An 18,331-nucleotide genomic window follows, 5' to 3' on the forward strand; every position below is an offset into this window, starting at 1 on the left:
GAGGAGCTGTCCTTAGTACGAGAGGACCGGGATGGACGCACCGCTGGTGTACCAGTTGTTCTGCCAAGGGCATCGCTGGGTAGCTATGTGCGGACGGGATAAGTGCTGAAAGCATCTAAGCATGAAGCCCCCCTCAAGATGAGATTTCCCATTCCGCAAGGAAGTAAGATCCCTGAAAGATGATCAGGTTGATAGGTCTGAGGTGGAAGTGTGGCGACACATGGAGCTGACAGATACTAATCGATCGAGGACTTAACCTAAATATTTGTGAATTGTCTGACCGTTATCTAGTTTTGAGAGAACACCTCTCAGAAAGCCAAAGGCAAGGAAACTCGGCTAAAGGCCCTCACATCCTGTGAGGAACGCCCAGTACCTTCGTCCTGAAGGCATTAGTTTGGTGGCGATAGCGAAGAGGTCACACCCGTTCCCATGCCGAACACGGAAGTTAAGCTCTTCAGCGCCGATGGTAGTTGGGGGCTTCCCCCTGTGAGAGTAGGACGCCGCCAAGCGCTTAGAAAGACCAGCTTATATAAGCTGGTCTTTTTTCTTTTTGCATAAGGTTTTATGACAGCCAAAAGTGGAAATAATAAAGGACGAAGAGCAATTAGTTGAAAAAAAAACGAAAACCACTTATAGTAAAGTTAAAGTCAAATATAGTCAAAGTCAAGTGAAGGAGGGGGCTGAGTGGGGAAAAATATTTCTGACATAATCGAACAGTATTTGAAACAAATATTAGAACAGAACGGGAAAGAAATATTAGAGATTAAACGGAGCGAAATAGCCGACAAATTTCAGTGTGTTCCTTCTCAGATCAATTATGTGATCAATACGCGTTTTACGAGCGAACGCGGATACATCGTCGAAAGCAAAAGAGGCGGCGGCGGGTATATCCGAATTATTAAAATTAAAATGAACGATAAAATTGATTTGATTAACAACATTATGAATCAAATCTATACAAGACTCTCTCAAGCTGCTTCGGACGATATCATTTTAAGGCTGTTGGAAAATGGCGTCATTACAGAAAGCGAAGCAAAATTGATGGTGAGTGTCATGGATCGTTCTGTTTTATATATTGATTTGCCTGAACGAGACGAATTAAGAGCAAGAATGATGAAAGCCATGCTTACGTCACTTAAATTTAAGTAAAGCGGGTGAGAAGCGTGATATGTCAAGAGTGTAAAGAAAGACCGGCAACTTTTCACTTTACGAAAGTCATTAATGGTGAAAAAAAAGAAATGCACATCTGTGAACAATGTGCGAAAGAGAACAGTGAGTCATATTCTATGAATGAAAGTGGCGGATTTTCCATCCATAATTTATTATCCGGACTGCTGAATTTTGACTCGTCCTTTACAAACAGCAGTGAGGCCCAGCTTTTTCAACAGCCGGACCAAGTTCTGCGATGCAAAAAATGCAACATGACGTTCCCGGAATTTCGAAAAACAGGCCGGTTTGGATGTTCGGAATGTTATAAAACCTTCCATTCCTATATCACTCCGGTTTTAAGAAAAGTTCACAGCGGGAACACGGTCCACGCCGGTAAAATACCAAAGCGGATCGGCGGTAACCTGCATGTAAGAAGACAAATTGAAGCATTGAAAAAAGAGCTGAAAGAATTAATTCAGCAGGAGGAATTTGAAAAAGCAGCCAACATCAGAGACCAGATCAGGTCGCTTGAACAAAACCTGAATGCAAACAAGGAGGAGGAGGACTGATGTCACTGCAGCATTTTATTCAGAATGCTTTAAGCAATTGGATGCGGCAGGAAGGCCCTGAAAGTGACATCGTGCTGAGCAGCCGGATCCGTCTTGCGCGTAATTTGGATAAAGTTCGTTTTCCAACGCTTTTTTCAAACGAAGAGGCTTCAGCGATTATAGCATTGTTTGAAGAACAATTCACAGGCTATGAAGTGCCCGGTATCGGGAAATTTGAGCTTGTGAAAATGGATCAGGTGCAGCCTTTGGAAAAAAGGGTTCTTGTAGAAAAACATTTGATCAGTCCGCATTTGACGGAAGCTTCCTTTGGCGCATGCCTTCTTTCTGAAAATGAAGAAGTGAGTATTATGCTGAATGAGGAAGATCATATTCGCATTCAATGTCTGTTCCCGGGATTTCAGCTGTCAGAAGCATTGAAAGCAGCAAATCAGGTGGACGATTGGATTGAAGACCGGATCGACTATGCTTTTTCAGAACAAAGAGGCTACTTGACCAGCTGCCCTACAAATGTCGGAACCGGGCTTAGAGCTTCTGTCATGATGCATCTTCCTGCTTTAGTGTTAACTAGGCAAATAAACAGAATTATTCCGGCAATTAACCAATTGGGGCTTGTTGTTAGAGGAATTTACGGTGAAGGCAGCGAAGCATTAGGGAATATCTTTCAAATTTCCAACCAAATTACCCTTGGTAAATCGGAACACGACATTGTCGAAGATCTGAACAGCGTCGTAGCTCAGCTGATTGAACAAGAACGTTCAGCAAGAAAGGCGCTTTATCAGACTTCACAAATCGAGCTTGAAGACCGCGTCTACAGATCTTACGGCGTACTGTCCAATTGCCGGATGATCGAGTCGAAAGAAACAGCAAGATGTCTTTCAGACGTTCGTCTTGGAATTGACCTGGGGATAATAAAAGGTCTTTCCAGCAATATACTTAATGAGCTGATGATCCTGACACAGCCTGGATTTCTCCAGCAATATTCAGGAGGAGCCCTAAGGCCAAACGAGAGGGACATCAGGCGGGCTGCTCTTATCAGGGAGCGCCTGAAACTAGAAAACAACGGCAATAGACAGGAGGATGAAACAATATGATGTTTGGAAGATTCACAGAAAGAGCACAAAAAGTATTGGCGCTTGCTCAAGAAGAAGCTCTGCGTCTGGGCCATAATAACATTGGAACAGAACATATTCTCCTCGGCCTTGTCCGCGAGGGAGAAGGAATTGCTGCAAAAGCGCTGCAGGCATTAGGACTCAGCCCTGACAAGATTCAAAAAGAAGTAGAAAGCCTCATCGGCCGCGGGCAAGAGATGTCACAATCAATCCATTACACACCGAGAGCCAAAAAAGTGACCGAACTGGCGATGGATGAAGCAAGAAAACTTGGCCACTCCTACGTTGGAACAGAACACATCCTCCTCGGCTTAATCCGTGAAGGGGAAGGTGTTGCGGCAAGGGTGCTGAATAATTTAGGCGTCAGCTTAAACAAAGCGAGACAGCAAGTATTGCAGCTGTTGGGGAGCAATGAGAGCGGTGGCGCTGCTTCAGGCGCCAACAGCAATGCCAATACACCAACCTTAGACAGTCTTGCCCGGGATCTCACGGCGATTGCAAAAGAAGACAGCCTTGATCCCGTGATCGGCAGAAGCAAAGAAATTCAGCGCGTAATTGAAGTGCTGAGCCGCAGAACGAAAAACAACCCTGTATTAATTGGAGAGCCCGGTGTCGGTAAAACGGCGATTGCCGAAGGTCTGGCCCAGCAGATCATCAATAATGAAGTACCGGAGATTTTACGCGACAAGCGCGTGATGACGCTTGATATGGGAACGGTTGTTGCCGGTACGAAATACCGCGGTGAATTTGAAGACCGCCTGAAAAAAGTGATGGACGAAATTCGTCAAGCGGGAAATATCATCCTCTTCATTGATGAGCTGCATACTCTCATCGGAGCCGGAGGAGCGGAAGGGGCCATCGATGCCTCCAATATCCTTAAACCGTCGCTGGCGCGCGGAGAGCTGCAATGCATCGGAGCAACAACCCTTGATGAATACCGCAAATACATTGAAAAAGATGCTGCACTCGAACGGCGTTTTCAGCCGATTCAGGTTGACCAGCCGTCTCCTGAAGAAAGCATTCAAATATTGAGAGGGCTCAGAGACCGCTATGAAGCCCACCACCGCGTATCGATTACAGATGAAGCGATCGAAGCGGCAGTGAAGCTGTCAGACCGCTACATTTCGGATCGTTTTCTACCTGACAAGGCGATCGACTTAATCGATGAAGCCGGTTCAAAAGTTCGCCTGCGTTCATTCACAACGCCTCCTAACTTAAAAGAGCTTGAACAAAAGCTTGATGAAGTAAGGAAAGAAAAAGATGCCGCTGTCCAAAGCCAGGAATTCGAAAAAGCAGCATCTTTACGAGATACGGAGCAGCGCCTGCGTGAACAGGTCGAAGAAACCAAGAAAACATGGAAAGAAAAGCAGGGTCAAGAAAATTCCGAAGTGACCGTCGACGATATTGCAATGGTTGTATCAAGCTGGACCGGAGTGCCGGTTTCTAAAATTGCGCAGACTGAAACAGACAAATTGCTGAACATGGAGAGCATTCTTCATTCCCGTGTTATCGGCCAGGATGAAGCCGTCGTTGCGGTGGCAAAAGCAGTCAGACGCGCGCGTGCCGGCTTAAAAGATCCAAAACGTCCTATCGGTTCGTTTATTTTCCTCGGCCCTACCGGCGTAGGAAAAACAGAGCTTGCCCGTGCACTTGCCGAGTCCATTTTCGGCGATGAAGAAGCAATGATTCGCATCGATATGTCCGAGTACATGGAAAAACATTCAACATCAAGACTCGTCGGTTCCCCTCCGGGATATGTCGGTTATGATGAAGGCGGACAGCTCACTGAAAAAGTGAGAAGAAAACCGTATTCCGTCGTCTTGCTTGACGAAATCGAGAAAGCTCACCCTGATGTCTTCAATATTTTGCTGCAAGTGCTTGAAGACGGCCGCCTGACTGATTCAAAAGGGCGCACGGTCGACTTTAGAAATACGATTTTGATCATGACATCAAACGTCGGTGCGAGCGAACTGAGAAGAAATAAATACGTCGGGTTTAATGTGCAGGATGAAACCCAGAATTATAAAGATATGAAAGACAAAGTCATGGGTGAATTAAAACGCGCCTTCAGACCTGAATTTATCAACCGGATTGATGAAATTATCGTCTTCCACTCTTTGGAGAAAAAACATTTGAAAGATATTGTATCCCTCATGTCAGAACAATTGACCAAGCGTCTGAAAGAACAGGATCTTTCAATTGAGTTGACTGAAGCGGCTAAAGAAAAAATTGCCGATGAAGGCGTGGATCTCGAATACGGGGCGCGTCCTCTCAGAAGAGCAATCCAAAAACACGTGGAAGACCGGCTGTCTGAAGAGCTCCTGAAAGGCCATATTGAAAAAGGCCAGCATATTGTTTTGGATGTAGAAGACGGAGAATTTGTCGTAAAAACCGAAGCTAAAACGAACTAATATAGAGACAAAAGAAAGAGGCATACGATGTTCATCAGTATGCCTCACTTTCTTATAAAGGGAGCGTTTTGAAAAATCAATGGCTAAAACAAAGACTAAATTCATTTGTCACTCATGCGGCTACGAATCTGCCAAGTGGATGGGGAAGTGCCCCGGATGCGGCACATGGAATACCATGGTGGAAGAAACGATAAAAAAACCCGCCGCCAACAGAAGAACCGCTTTTTCACATTCCGTTCAAACCGTGCAAAAGCCTTCACCTCTCACTTCAATCGAAACAACAGAAGAGCCGCGAATTAAAACGAAACTGGGCGAATTCAACCGCGTCTTGGGAAACGGTATTGTCAAAGGTTCACTCGTTTTAATCGGAGGCGATCCCGGCATCGGAAAATCAACTTTGCTGCTTCAAGTATCTGCTCAGCTCGCTGATTCAAAAGAAAATGTCCTGTACATCTCAGGTGAAGAATCGGTCAAGCAGACAAAGCTGAGAGCAGACCGTCTAGGCATCAACAGTCCCACTCTCCACGTTTTATCTGAAACCGATATGGAGTATATTACGTCTTCTATAGAAGAGATGAATCCATCATTCGTGGTGGTTGATTCGATTCAAACTGTTTACCAAAGTGATATCACATCCGCTCCGGGCAGCGTGTCCCAGGTCAGGGAATCCACCGCTGAGCTGATGAGAATTGCAAAAACGAAAGGGATTCCGATATTTATCGTCGGGCATGTCACAAAAGAAGGTTCGATTGCCGGACCGAGACTTCTGGAACATATGGTCGACACCGTTCTTTACTTTGAAGGTGAGCGCCATCATACATTTCGGATTTTAAGAGCAGTCAAAAACAGGTTTGGATCAACGAATGAAATGGGAATCTTTGAAATGAGGGAAGAGGGCCTGACAGAGGTGTTGAATCCGTCGGAAATCTTTCTCGAAGAGCGCTCGGCGGGAGCAGCCGGATCGAGTGTCGTGGCCTCAATGGAAGGCACGAGGCCGGTCTTAGTAGAGATTCAGGCGCTGATTTCCCCCACGAGTTTTGGAAATCCGCGCAGGATGGCAACCGGAATTGACCATAACCGCGTCTCATTGCTGATGGCGGTTTTAGAAAAAAGGGTTGGGTTGCTCCTGCAAAATCAAGACGCCTATTTGAAAGTCGCCGGCGGCGTCAAGCTGGACGAGCCGGCGATTGATCTCGCCGTTGCGGTGAGCATCGCCTCAAGCTTCAGAGACACCCCGCCTCAACCGACGGATTGTTTTATCGGAGAAGTCGGCTTGACAGGGGAGGTCCGCAGAGTATCAAGGATAGAACAGAGAGTGCAGGAAGCGGCGAAGCTTGGTTTTAAAAGAATGATTATTCCTTCTGCAAATGTGGAAGGATGGACAAAGCCGAAAGGAATTGAAGTCGTCGGCGTTGAAAATGTAGCTGAGGCCCTTCGAGCTTCATTAGGAGGATCGTAATATATGGAAAAAGACAAAAAAGGAGCGAAACAGGATCTTTCAGAAATATTGCAGTTTGTCGCCCCTGGCACGCCTCTTCGCGAAGGAATCGAAAACGTCCTTCGGGCCAAAACAGGAGGATTAATCGTGGTCGGCTTCAACGATAAAGTGAAAGAAGTGGTTGACGGAGGATTCCACATCAATTCTTCTTTCTCTCCGGCTCACCTGTACGAGCTGGCTAAAATGGACGGGGCGATTATTCTCAGCGATTCAGGGCAAAAAATTCTTTATGCCAATACGCAGCTCATGCCTGAGGCGACCATTCCCTCCTCTGAGACGGGTATGAGGCACAGAACAGCCGAGCGTGTGGCAAAGCAGACCGGCTGTCTGATCATTGCGATTTCTGAAAGGCGGAATGTGATTACGCTCTATCAGGAAAATATGAAATATATACTCAAAGATATCGGCTTTATCTTAACAAAAGCCAATCAGGCGATTCAGACGCTCGAAAAATACAAACTTATTTTGGACCATGCGATTTCTAATTTGAATGCGCTGGAGTTTGAAGAGCTTGTTACATTTGGGGATGTCATCTCCGTTCTGCATCGATATGAAATGGTGCTCAGAATCAAAAATGAAATTAATATGTATATTACAGAGCTTGGAACAGAAGGCCATCTCATCAGGCTCCAGGTTAGCGAACTGATCACCGATATGGAGCAGGAAGCGGCGCTCTTCGTTAAAGATTATGTGAGAGAAAAAATCAAAGACCCGTTTGTTCTGCTGAAACAGCTTCAGGATATGTCGAGTTTCGAATTGCTGGATGACGCGATTCTCCTTAAGCTTTTAGGTTATTCAGCAACTACGAACATGGAAGAATACGTTTTTCCGAGAGGTTACAGGCTTCTTCACAAAATCCCCCGTCTCCCGATGCCGATTGTCGAAAATGTTGTCGAAGCATTCGGCCATTTAAAGCTCATTATCGAAGCGGATGTAAAAGATTTGGATGAAGTGGAAGGAATTGGGGCTGTTCGTGCCCAAAAGATAAAGAAAGGGTTAAAGAGACTTCAGGAGAAACATTATACTGACAGGCAGCTGTGAGAAAATTTTCTAGAAGTGATTAAAATTTGCAATTTATGGGTATATTATTCTTGCTTTTTGTTTTCCCTTTTTCAGGTTGAAACAGCTGCATTCATAAAAATTAAAACGATTATTTAAAGGAGGTGAAGGTATGTTAAAACGAATAGTTCAAGCGTTCTTTGCGATTTTGGGAGGCGTTATCGGTATATTTCTCATACCGGAATTGTTTGTACTGTTAAATGCACAGGACATACCTTTAGTAACAAACCCGTATGCGTCCGCTTGTTTAGGAGCTATCATCTTTTTTCTTCTGGGCATCTGGTGTGCGGATCATGTCATCAACTGGGTGAAACAGATTGAGGATTCCTTGATCAAAGCACCTGTCTCAGATTTATTGTTCGGCTCTTTGGGATTAATCTTCGGACTTATGCTCGCTTATCTTATCGTCAACGTCATTCCGTTAAAAGACATCCCTTATCAGTTGATCAGCACGGTTATTCCGATTGTGTTGGCCGCATTTCTCGGTTATCTCGGATTCCGTGTAGGTTTCAAGAAAAAGGATGAAATGCTGACACTTTTCACATCAAGAAAGAAAAAAGGTTCTGCTGAGGAAGAGCGTCCGGAAGAAGACAAAAAGCTGAAAATTTTAGACACAAGTGTTATTATAGATGGGAGAATTGCTGATATTTGTCAGACCGGATTTCTTGAAGGCGTCATTGTGATTCCTCAGTTTGTGCTTGAGGAGCTGCAGCATATCGCTGACTCTTCAGACGTCCTTAAACGAAACAGAGGGCGGAGAGGACTGGATATTTTAAACCGGATCCAGAAAGAGCTCGATATCAAAGTTGAAATTTATGAAGGCGATTTTGAAGAAATTCAAGAGGTCGACAGCAAGCTTGTCAAACTGGCGAAATTGACCTCAGGCGTTGTCGTCACAAACGATTTCAATTTGAACAAAGTATGCGAGCTCCAAAAGGTTGCCGTATTGAATATCAACGACCTTGCCAACGCCGTCAAACCTGTCGTGCTTCCGGGAGAAGAAATGAAGGTGCAGGTCATCAAAGACGGAAAAGAACATAATCAAGGCGTGGCTTATCTGGACGACGGCACGATGATTGTCGTGGAAGAAGGGCGAAATTATATCGGCAAACATATCGACGTGCTCGTGACCAGCGTGCTGCAGACAGCGGCAGGCAGAATGATATTCGCCAAGCCGAAACTGCTGGAAAAGGCGCTTTAAAAAAGGGAGAAATAAAATGAATTATGAAGTCGTCATTCCTGCCGCCGGACAAGGTAAACGAATGAATGCCGGGAAAAACAAACTGTTTATCGAGGCGAAAGGAATACCTGTGATTATTCATACATTAAAGGTGTTTGAAAACCATGATGCCTGCAAAAGGATCATTCTTGTCATCAATGAACAGGAATTCGGTGAATTCAGCACCCTTTTGAAAACCTATCATTTTACGACTCCGATCGAGATGGTGCCGGGCGGAAGAGAACGCCAGCAAAGCGTATTTGCGGGTATTAAAGCGGCCGGCAAAGAGGAAACGGTCCTCGTTCACGATGGAGCAAGACCCTTTATTAAACGGGAATATATCGAACAGCTTGTCGAGAAAGCGAAGAAAACAGGGGCAGCCATCGTTGCCGTTCCTGTTAAAGATACGATCAAACGCGTTCAAGACGGTGAGGTAGCCGGAACGATTGAACGTTCAAGCTTGTGGGCCGCTCAAACCCCACAAGCTTTTCGTCTTTCTATTCTGATGAATGCTCACCTTGAGGCTGAAGCAAAAGGTTTCCTCGGTACGGACGACGCCAGTCTGGTCGAGGAAGCCGGAGGGACAGTTGCAATCATTCAAGGGGATTATCAAAACATCAAACTGACGACCCCGGATGACTTGCTTGTCGCAGAAGCGATATTAGAAGCGGAAAAGAGGAATGAACATGTTTAGAATAGGCCAAGGATTTGACGTCCATCAACTAGTGGAAGGCAGGCCGCTCATTATCGGGGGAATTACGATTCCTTACGAAAAAGGCCTTCTCGGACATTCAGATGCCGATGTGCTTTTGCACACGATTGCGGATGCATGTCTCGGTGCCGTCGGCGAGGGCGATATCGGAAAACACTTTCCGGATACCGACCCTGAATTCAAAGATGCCGACTCCTTCAAACTCCTTCGTCACGTCTGGATGATTGTGAAGGAAAAAGGCTATACGCTCGGGAACCTGGATTGTACAATCATCGCTCAAAAACCTAAAATGGCGCCGTATATCGAAGACATGAGAGCCAGAATTGCCGAAGGGCTTGAGGCGGAAATTTCCCAAATTAACGTTAAAGCAACTACAACCGAAAAGCTCGGATTTACGGGAAGAGCCGAAGGAATCGCCGCCCAGGCTTCCGTTCTGCTCCAAAAGGCATAATTCATTTTGAAGACAGGTTCATTTGATGATAGAATAGGAAATAAATTTGAACTCTGCTAGAGACGAAAGGAAGTTAGACAGATGGGAAACGAAGTTCGGGTTCGTTATGCGCCAAGCCCAACAGGCCATTTACATATCGGAAATGCCAGAACCGCTCTTTTTAATTATTTGTTTGCCCGGAGCCAAGGCGGAAAATTCATCATCCGCATTGAAGATACGGACCGAAAGCGCAACATTGAAGGCGGAGAGCAAAGCCAGCTTAACTATTTAAAATGGCTGGGCATCGACTGGGATGAAAGCGTGGATGTCGGCGGAGAATACGGACCATACCGCCAATCCGAAAGAAACGACATTTACAAAACATATTACGAGGAGCTTCTTGAAAAAGGGCTTGCCTACAAATGTTACTGCACGGAAGAAGAGCTTGAGAAAGAGCGTGAGGAACAGGCTGCCCGCGGAGAAATGCCGCGCTACTCCGGCAAGTGCCGCAATTTAACAAAAGAAGAGCAGGAAAAGCTCGAAGCTGAAGGAAGACAGCCGAGCATCCGCTTTAAAGTGCCTCAAGGAGAAGTCATCAGCTTCAATGACATTGTCAAAGGAGAAATTTCTTTTGAAACAGACGGCATCGGCGACTTCGTTATCGTAAAGAAAGACGGAACGCCTACTTACAACTTTGCGGTGGCGGTCGATGATTATTTAATGAAAATGACGCATGTCCTGCGCGGCGAAGACCACATTTCCAATACGCCGAAGCAGATCATGATTTACAACGCCCTTGGCTGGGATATCCCGGCATTTGGACATATGACATTAATCGTCAATGAAAACCGCAAAAAACTGAGCAAACGTGATGAGTCCATCATTCAGTTTATCGAACAGTACGAAGAGCTCGGCTATTTGCCGGAAGCATTGTTTAACTTCATCACTCTTCTCGGCTGGTCTCCGGTCGGAGAAGAAGAGCTGTTTACAAAAGAACAGTTTATTGAGATATTTGATGTAAACCGTTTGTCAAAATCACCAGCGGTGTTTGATACGCATAAACTGAAATGGGTCAACAACCAGTATGTGAAAAAACTTGATCTTGATCAGGTGATCGAATTGACCGTGCCGCATTTGCAAAAAGCGGGCAAGGTTTCGGAAGAGCTTTCAGGCAGTGAACAGGAATGGGTTCGCAAGCTGATTTCCCTATATCAGGAACAGTTGAGCTATGGTGCTGAAATCGTCGAGTTAACAGAGTTGTTCTTTAAAGACGATATCCAGTATAATCGTGAAGCAAGAACAGTTTTAGAAGAAGAGCAGGTTCCGGAAGTGCTTCGCGTATTTGCCGAAAAACTTGAGCAGCTTGACTCGTTTACGGCAGATGAGATCAAGGCATCCATCAAAGCCGTTCAAAAAGAAACAGGACATAAAGGGAAAAAGCTGTTTATGCCGATCCGCGTAGCGACGACAGGCCAGACCCACGGTCCTGAACTGCCTCAGTCCATTGAATTATTGGGGAAAGACACCGTTTTAAAACGGCTGAATAACATTATTCAATAAGATAAATCGTTGACAGGGATAAGTATAAAGCCAGGGCCTTTAAAGAGAGAGTCTTCATCGGCTGGAAAAGACTTAAGCGCCGGGCTTTAGAAATGCACCTCTTGAGACCTTTGAAGAACGTTTTTAAACAAGTATTCAAAGGCGGTATCCGCCGTTATGGATGAGAGTTGAGAAAACAGCTGTGCTGTTTTCTAAACAGAGTGGAACCGCGCGTCAAAAAGCGTCTCTGTCATTAGACAGAGGCGTTTTTTTATATGGTCTGACAATAGAGACAAAGGAAGCGGGGAACGGGGGGAATCATGTGTTCTTTAAAATGCTGAAAGAAGATGTAGACGTCGTATTTGACCAAGATCCAGCTGCGAGAAGCTACATTGAAGTCATCTTAACTTATTCAGGTTTACATGCTATATGGGCGCATCGAATTGCACATGCTTTATATAAAAGAAAAAGGTTTTTCATCGCCAGAACGATCTCTCAAATCGCCCGCTTCTTTACGGGAATCGAAATTCACCCGGGTGCCAAGATCGGCAGGAGATTTTTCATTGATCACGGCATGGGGGTTGTGATCGGCGAAACCTGTGAGATCGGAAACAATGTTACGGTTTTTCAGGGCGTGACGCTTGGGGGAACAGGAAAAGAAAAAGGCAAAAGGCATCCGACAATCGAGGACCATGCCCTGATCTCAACAGGGGCAAAAGTGCTAGGATCCATTACAATCGGAAGAGGGGCGAAAATCGGCGCCGGCTCCGTCGTCCTGCACGATGTGCCTGAATGCTCCACCGTTGTCGGCATCCCGGGCCGCGTCGTCGTACAAAACGGAAAGAAAATCAGACGCGACTTGAACCACCAGGATTTGCCGGATCCGGTTGCTGACCGCTTCAGAGAATTAGAAAACGAAATCAGGCAGCTGAAACAAGAGCTCCGGAGAAAAGAAAGGGAAGATGAGCTGTGACACTAACACTGTATAATACTCTCACACGAAAAAAAGAGCCGTTTGTGCCTCTTGAAGAAGGCAAGGTCAAAATGTATGTGTGCGGTCCGACCGTATATAACTATATCCACATTGGAAACGCAAGGCCGGCAATCGTGTTTGACACGGTTAGAAAGTATTTAGAGTATAAAGGCTATGACGTCCAATATGTCTCCAATTTTACAGATGTTGATGATAAATTAATTAAAGCGGCAAATGAGCTTGGAGAGGAAGTGCCGGTCATCGCCGACCGCTTTATTAAGGCATACTTCGAAGATGTCGGTTCACTGGGCTGCACAAAAGCTGACTGCCATCCGCGAGTCACTGAAAACATGGATGAGATCATCGATTTTATTCAGACACTGGTCGATAAGGGCTATGCCTATGAGGCGGACGGAGATGTTTATTATAAAACAAGATCGTTTGAAGGCTATGGAAAGCTGTCGCACCAATCGGTCGATGAACTGAGATCAGGCGCCCGGATTCAAGTGGGCGAAAAGAAAGAAGATGCGCTCGATTTCACATTATGGAAAGCGGCTAAAGATAACGAAATCTCATGGGATAGCCCTTGGGGAAAAGGCCGTCCCGGCTGGCATATCGAGTGCTCTGCGATGGCGAAAAAATATTTGGGCGATTCGATCGACATTCACGCCGGCGGTCAGGATTTGGCCTTCCCGCATCATGAAAACGAAATTGCCCAATCGGAAGCATTGACAGGGAAGCCTTTCGCGAAATATTGGCTTCATAACGGCTACATTAATATCGATAATGAGAAAATGTCAAAATCGCTCGGCAACTTTGTGCTCGTGCATGACATTATTAAAGAGCATGATCCCCAAGTGCTGCGGTTTTTCATGCTGTCTGTTCATTACAGACATCCGATCAACTATTCGGTCGAACTTCTAGAGAACACAAAAAACGCTTTTGGGCGTCTAAAAACAGCTTATAGCAATTTGCAGCATCGCCTGAAAAGCAGTACAAATTTAACAGAGGGCGATTCAGAATGGCTTGAAAAAATCGAAGAGCAGCGAAAAGCCTTCGAAACGGCAATGGATGATGATTTCAATACAGCGAATGCAATTTCCGTCCTGTTTGATCTGGCCAAACACGCCAACTACTATCTGCAGGAAAAGAATACTGCAGAACACGTCATTCAGGCGATTCTACAGCTGTTTGACGAAATCTGTTCAGTGCTCGGCTTCTCCCTGAGGGAACAGGAACTTTTGGATAAGGACATCGAAGAACTGATCGAGAAGCGGAATGAAGCCCGCAGAAACCGTGACTTTGCAACATCTGACCAGATTCGCGACCAGCTGAAAAGCATGAATATTATCCTGGAGGACACTCCACAGGGTACGCGCTGGAAAAGAGGAGAATCATAAACATGAATTTGGAAACCATTAAAGACGCCAAACAGCTGAATGGTTTGGCGCTTGCTTACATGGGTGATGCCGTGTTGGAGGTATACGTCAGGCATCACCTCTTAAAGCAAGGCATGACAAGGCCCAACGATCTGCACAGGCAGTCGAGGCGCTATGTCTCCGCCAAGTCGCAGGCAAGCATGCTGTTTGCGCTGGAGGAGCAGGAATTTTTCACCGAAGAAGAACAGGCTGTGCTGAGAAGAGGACGGAATGCCAAATCCGGAACGGTACCGAAAAATACGGATGTCCAAACATATCGTTACAGTACGGCTTTTGAGGCGGTCATCGGGTATCTTTTTCTTGAGAACAGGGAAGATAGGCTTAATGAACTCATCAAAGCAGCGCTGGAAAAACGGGATGGCAGGGAGGAAGTCAAATGAGTCAGCAGCATGATTACGTCATAGGAAAAAACGCGGTCATCGAAACATTAAAGTCCGGCCGGGAATTGTATAAGCTGTGGATGGCGGAAAACACAGTGAAGGGACAGGCTCAGCAAGTCGTCGAGCTCGCCGCCAAAAAAGGCATCACGATTCATTATGTCCCAAGAAAAAAACTCGATCAAATGGTTTCCGGACAGCATCAAGGCGTCGTCGCCCAGGTCGCGGCTTACGAGTATGCCGAGCTGGGTGATCTTTTTCAAAAGGCCGAAGACAGAAATGAACAGCCGTTTATCCTCGTATTAGACGAAATTGAGGATCCGCACAATCTGGGCTCTATTATGCGCACGGCAGACGCGGTCGGGGCGCATGGCATCATCATTCCGAAAAGGCGCGCGGTCGGCCTTACGACGACTGTCGCCAAAGCCTCGACAGGAGCCATCGAACATATTCCGGTCGTCAAAGTGACCAACCTGTCGCGGACCCTGGAAGAAATGAAGGAACGGGGCATTTGGGTAGTCGGTACCGATGCGTCTGGACAACAGGACTACAGGTCGCTGGACGGAAATATGCCGCTTGCGCTTGTCATCGGCAGCGAAGGAAAAGGCATGGGAAGGCTTGTTAAAGAGAAATGTGATTTTCTCATTCGCCTGCCGATGGCGGGAAAAGTCACGTCCCTGAATGCTTCAGTTGCAGCCGGCCTGCTGATGTATGAAGTGTACCGGAAACGAAGCCCTCTGGGAGAATAGACGGAATGGACATCCTGTTGGTCGACGGTTATAACATGATTGGGGCATGGCCTCAGCTGAAAGATTTAAAAGAAAACAGTTTTGAAGAAGCAAGGGACCTGTTGATTCAGAAGATGGCGGAATATCAATCGTATACTGGATTTCGGGTAATCGTTGTCTTTGATGCGCATCTCGTTAAAGGAATCGAGAAAAAGAAGGTCAATCATCGCGTAGAAGTGATATTTACAAGGGAAAATGAAACGGCTGATGAACGGATCGAGAAACTGGTGTCAGACTTGAATAATATTCAGACGCAACTCCATGTTGCCACATCCGATTACACAGAGCAGTGGGCGATTTTTGGCCAAGGGGCCTTGCGCAAATCGGCCAGGGAGCTGCTCAGGGAAGTCGAAGCGATCGAAAGGCAAATCGAAAAAAGGGTGAAACAAATCACCTCAGAACGTCCTGCAGGGAAAATTCCATTGTCAGAAGATGTCTTGAAAATCTTCGAAAAATGGCGGCGTGGCGACTTGGATTAGGTTGACGCTTTTTTGTCCATTACTGTATAATATTTCTATCTACGTGCGGTCGGGGGGATCGGAGTGAACTTACAAAACAACCAGGGAAAATTCAGCAAAGAACAGTTCAGCAAAGAACGTTTTTGCCAGTTGGAAGACGAGCAGGTCATTGAAATGGTTCATGTCGGAGACAGTGATGCGTTAGATTACTTGATTACAAAGTATCGTAATTTTGTAAGGGCAAAAGCAAGATCCTACTTCTTAATCGGGGCTGATCGGGAAGATATCGTTCAGGAAGGCATGATTGGACTCTACAAATCTATCCGTGATTTTAGAGAGGACAAGCTGACTTCATTCAAAGCTTTTGCAGAATTATGCATTACCCGCCAAATTATTACCGCTATCAAAACAGCTACTCGCCAGAAACATATTCCGCTCAATTCTTATGTGTCGCTGGACAAGCCCATTTATGACGAGGAATCAGACCGGACGCTTCTCGACGTGATTTCAGGAGCCAAGGTTATGAATCCTGAAGAGCTGATCATCAATCAGGAAGAATTCGATGATATCGAGCTGAAAATGGGAGAATTGCTTAGTGATTTAGAAAGAAAAGTTCTTGCGCTCTATCTCGACGGAAGATCCTATCAGGAAATATCCGAAGAACTAAACCGCCATGTAAAATCGATCGATAATGCGCTCCAGCGTGTCAAAAGGAAGCTTGAAAAGTACCTGGAGCTCCGCGAAATCAGCTTGTAGCCGATGCTTATGGCATATTGACAGTCATTTTATGACTGTGATATGTTACTTAGGAAATGAACGTCCAGAAAAAGGTGTAAACATGAAGAAAAAAGTAACGTTAGCCTGCAAAAATTGCGGAAATCGTAATTATACGACAATGAAAAGCTCCGCAGCTTTGGCTGAACGGCTCGAAGTAAAGAAATACTGCAATAACTGCAATTCACATACAGTACATCTGGAAACAAAATAGGTGTTTTTGTTTTTAGGTTGTGGAGGTTTCTTACCATGGGTATTATCAAATTTTTAAAGAATGTCGGAAAAGAAATGAAAAAGGTCACCTGGCCTAAAGGAAAAGAACTAACGCGCTATACGATCACTGTTATCACCACCGTTATCTTTTTCGCCATCTTTTTTGCACTCATCGATTCGGGTATTACGCAATTAATTCGTTTAATAGTTGAATAATGATCAGCATAACGTGTTATAATAGATCTAAATATGACTTGCCAAAAAACCCGTTTAACGGGTTTTTTCATTGTTTCAAAATATGAGGCTCGTATAAAAGAAAGCGTCAGTTTCCCGGTACGGCCAATAAACTTTTAAGGTGTGGGGAGGGAAGGACTGAAAGGGTCCTGAATGAGAATGGAAAAGAAATGGTATGTGGTTCATACGTACTCCGGCTATGAAAATAAAGTAAAAGCGAATTTGGAAAAGAGGGTAGAATCGATGGGGATGCAAGATAAGATATTCCGCGTCGTTGTACCTGAAGAGGAAGAGACCGATATTAAAAATGGCAAGAAAAAAGTCGTTAAAAAGAAAGTGTTTCCTGGGTATGTACTTGTCGAACTTGTCATGACGGATGATTCCTGGTATGTTGTTCGAAATACGCCTGGTGTGACCGGGTTTGTCGGTTCTGCCGGATCAGGTTCAAAGCCGACTGCGCTGCTTCCGGGCGAAGCGGAAAAAATCCTGAAGCGGATGGGGCTTGAAGAAAGAAAAACAGAAATCGACTTTGAATTAAAAGAAACCGTCAAGGTTATCGACGGCCCGTTTGCTGATTTCACAGGGACGATCGAAGAGATCGACCATGACAAAAATAAAGTCAAAGTATTTGTTAATATGTTCGGAAGAGAGACCCCGGTTGAGCTCGAATTTACTCAAGTTGACAAATTGTAATGGAAAAGCGCTTGAAATCACTATATAAAAGTGATAATATACAAAGGTGCGTCTTGGCAAAAAGGCCAAGGCAGCTAGCTTGATATTTTCATCATTCATATAAAGAATGAGACCTTGAGTGGGAGGGTTCACCCTATTACCACATCACGGACTTAAGGAGGTGTGTCTCGTGGCTAAAAAAGTAGTTAAAGTTGTAAAATTGCAAATTCCTGCTGGAAAAGCGAATCCAGCTCCGCCAGTTGGTCCTGCGTTAGGTCAAGCCGGTGTTAACATCATGGGATTCTGTAAGGAGTTTAACGCTCGTACATCTGACCAAGCTGGTCTGATCATTCCTGTAGAAATTTCGGTTTACGAAGACCGTTCATTTACATTTATCACAAAAACTCCGCCTGCTGCTGTATTGCTTAAAAAAGCGGCTGGCATTGAGTCAGGTTCTGGTGAGCCTAACCGTAATAAAGTCGCAACTGTTAAACGCGATAAAGTACGTGAAATCGCCGAAACAAAAATGCCTGACTTAAATGCGGCAGATGTTGAAGCGGCTATGCGTATGGTTGAAGGAACTGCCCGCAGTATGGGTATTGTGATCGAAGACTAATTTTTGTCTCTTTGCTGGGTTGCGAGTTTGGATAGACAAGTTCGCAACCCTTATTCGTGGGAGGTTATTCCGCTAAAACCACTAAGGAGGAA

General features: G+C 45.3%; 20 protein-coding genes, 2 rRNA genes and 1 other annotated feature (1 of these 23 cut by a window edge). All 22 genes read left to right on the top strand.

Features of this window, described 5'->3' with window-relative positions; all coding sequences use genetic code 11:
* A 23S ribosomal RNA gene (locus MKX80_RS00570) occupies window positions 1-260 on the top strand (it extends 2,670 nt beyond the left edge of the window).
* A 133-nt stretch (window positions 261-393) separates the two neighbouring features.
* Window positions 394-509: ribosomal RNA gene (rrf, locus tag MKX80_RS00575) — 5S ribosomal RNA — on the top strand.
* 175 nt (window positions 510-684) lie between these two features.
* A complete protein-coding gene (locus MKX80_RS00580; RefSeq protein ID WP_003178269.1) occupies window positions 685-1,149 on the top strand; it encodes a CtsR family transcriptional regulator in 465 nt (154 codons plus the stop codon).
* Window positions 1,150-1,163: 14 nt separating this feature from the next.
* Complete coding sequence (locus MKX80_RS00585) at window positions 1,164-1,718, top strand: UvrB/UvrC motif-containing protein (protein ID WP_003178271.1); 555 nt, start codon at window positions 1,164-1,166, stop codon at window positions 1,716-1,718.
* A complete protein-coding gene (locus MKX80_RS00590; protein WP_003178273.1) occupies window positions 1,718-2,809 on the top strand; it encodes a protein arginine kinase in 1,092 nt (363 codons plus the stop codon). Before MKX80_RS00585 ends, MKX80_RS00590 begins: the two co-directional genes overlap by 1 nt.
* The gene (gene clpC, locus MKX80_RS00595; protein WP_075752568.1) at window positions 2,806-5,238 is read left to right on the top strand and encodes an ATP-dependent protease ATP-binding subunit ClpC; all 2,433 of its coding nucleotides are present in this window, start codon (window positions 2,806-2,808) and stop codon (window positions 5,236-5,238) included. The genes MKX80_RS00590 and clpC overlap by 4 nt, the downstream gene beginning before the upstream one ends.
* 79 nt (window positions 5,239-5,317) lie before the next feature.
* A complete protein-coding gene (radA, locus tag MKX80_RS00600; RefSeq protein ID WP_268342871.1) occupies window positions 5,318-6,697 on the top strand; it encodes a DNA repair protein RadA in 1,380 nt (459 codons plus the stop codon).
* A 3-nt stretch (window positions 6,698-6,700) separates the two neighbouring features.
* On the top strand, window positions 6,701-7,777 hold the full coding sequence (gene disA / locus MKX80_RS00605) for a DNA integrity scanning diadenylate cyclase DisA (RefSeq protein ID WP_182069556.1): 1,077 nt from the start codon (window positions 6,701-6,703) through the stop codon (window positions 7,775-7,777).
* 130 nt (window positions 7,778-7,907) lie between these two features.
* A complete protein-coding gene (locus MKX80_RS00610; RefSeq protein ID WP_154999859.1) occupies window positions 7,908-8,996 on the top strand; it encodes a PIN/TRAM domain-containing protein in 1,089 nt (362 codons plus the stop codon).
* 16 nt (window positions 8,997-9,012) lie between these two features.
* A complete protein-coding gene (ispD, locus tag MKX80_RS00615) occupies window positions 9,013-9,708 on the top strand; it encodes a 2-C-methyl-D-erythritol 4-phosphate cytidylyltransferase (protein ID WP_182069554.1) in 696 nt (231 codons plus the stop codon).
* On the top strand, window positions 9,701-10,177 hold the full coding sequence (gene ispF, locus MKX80_RS00620; RefSeq protein ID WP_152849939.1) for a 2-C-methyl-D-erythritol 2,4-cyclodiphosphate synthase: 477 nt from the start codon (window positions 9,701-9,703) through the stop codon (window positions 10,175-10,177). Before ispD ends, ispF begins: the two co-directional genes overlap by 8 nt.
* Before the next feature lie 81 nt (window positions 10,178-10,258).
* Window positions 10,259-11,716, top strand: coding sequence for a glutamate--tRNA ligase (gltX, locus tag MKX80_RS00625; RefSeq protein ID WP_154999856.1), 1,458 nt, complete (start codon window positions 10,259-10,261; stop codon window positions 11,714-11,716).
* Window positions 11,717-11,947 (top strand) — a binding site (T-box leader).
* 70 nt (window positions 11,948-12,017) lie between these two features.
* Window positions 12,018-12,668, top strand: coding sequence for a serine O-acetyltransferase (gene cysE, locus MKX80_RS00630; RefSeq protein ID WP_020449844.1), 651 nt, complete (start codon window positions 12,018-12,020; stop codon window positions 12,666-12,668).
* Window positions 12,665-14,068: a cysteine--tRNA ligase gene (gene cysS, locus MKX80_RS00635; protein ID WP_268310896.1), complete on the top strand. Its 1,404-nt coding sequence runs from the start codon at window positions 12,665-12,667 to the stop codon at window positions 14,066-14,068. Before cysE ends, cysS begins: the two co-directional genes overlap by 4 nt.
* 2 nt (window positions 14,069-14,070) lie before the next feature.
* Entirely contained in the window at window positions 14,071-14,487 is a 417-nt protein-coding gene (locus MKX80_RS00640) for a Mini-ribonuclease 3 (protein WP_003178284.1), read from the top strand.
* The gene (rlmB, locus tag MKX80_RS00645) at window positions 14,484-15,233 is read left to right on the top strand and encodes a 23S rRNA (guanosine(2251)-2'-O)-methyltransferase RlmB (RefSeq protein WP_268310898.1); all 750 of its coding nucleotides are present in this window, start codon (window positions 14,484-14,486) and stop codon (window positions 15,231-15,233) included. Before MKX80_RS00640 ends, rlmB begins: the two co-directional genes overlap by 4 nt.
* Window positions 15,234-15,238: 5 nt before the next feature.
* Entirely contained in the window at window positions 15,239-15,751 is a 513-nt protein-coding gene (gene rae1 / locus MKX80_RS00650) for a ribosome-dependent mRNA decay endonuclease Rae1/YacP (protein WP_020449848.1), read from the top strand.
* 63 nt (window positions 15,752-15,814) lie between these two features.
* Window positions 15,815-16,486: an RNA polymerase sporulation sigma factor SigH gene (gene sigH, locus MKX80_RS00655; protein WP_003178288.1), complete on the top strand. Its 672-nt coding sequence runs from the start codon at window positions 15,815-15,817 to the stop codon at window positions 16,484-16,486.
* A gap of 82 nt (window positions 16,487-16,568) precedes the next feature.
* Complete coding sequence (rpmG, locus tag MKX80_RS00660) at window positions 16,569-16,718, top strand: 50S ribosomal protein L33 (RefSeq protein WP_003178289.1); 150 nt, start codon at window positions 16,569-16,571, stop codon at window positions 16,716-16,718.
* 35 nt (window positions 16,719-16,753) lie between these two features.
* Window positions 16,754-16,933, top strand: coding sequence for a preprotein translocase subunit SecE (gene secE, locus MKX80_RS00665; protein ID WP_003178291.1), 180 nt, complete (start codon window positions 16,754-16,756; stop codon window positions 16,931-16,933).
* Between the two features lie 177 nt (window positions 16,934-17,110).
* A complete protein-coding gene (gene nusG, locus MKX80_RS00670) occupies window positions 17,111-17,644 on the top strand; it encodes a transcription termination/antitermination protein NusG (RefSeq protein WP_003178298.1) in 534 nt (177 codons plus the stop codon).
* A 169-nt stretch (window positions 17,645-17,813) separates the two neighbouring features.
* Window positions 17,814-18,239, top strand: coding sequence for a 50S ribosomal protein L11 (rplK, locus tag MKX80_RS00675; protein WP_003178300.1), 426 nt, complete (start codon window positions 17,814-17,816; stop codon window positions 18,237-18,239).
* The last annotated feature ends 92 nt before the right edge of the window (window positions 18,240-18,331 follow it).

This window comes from Bacillus sp. FSL K6-0972, assembly GCF_037976035.1.
GTDB lineage: Bacteria > Bacillota > Bacilli > Bacillales > Bacillaceae > Bacillus > Bacillus haynesii.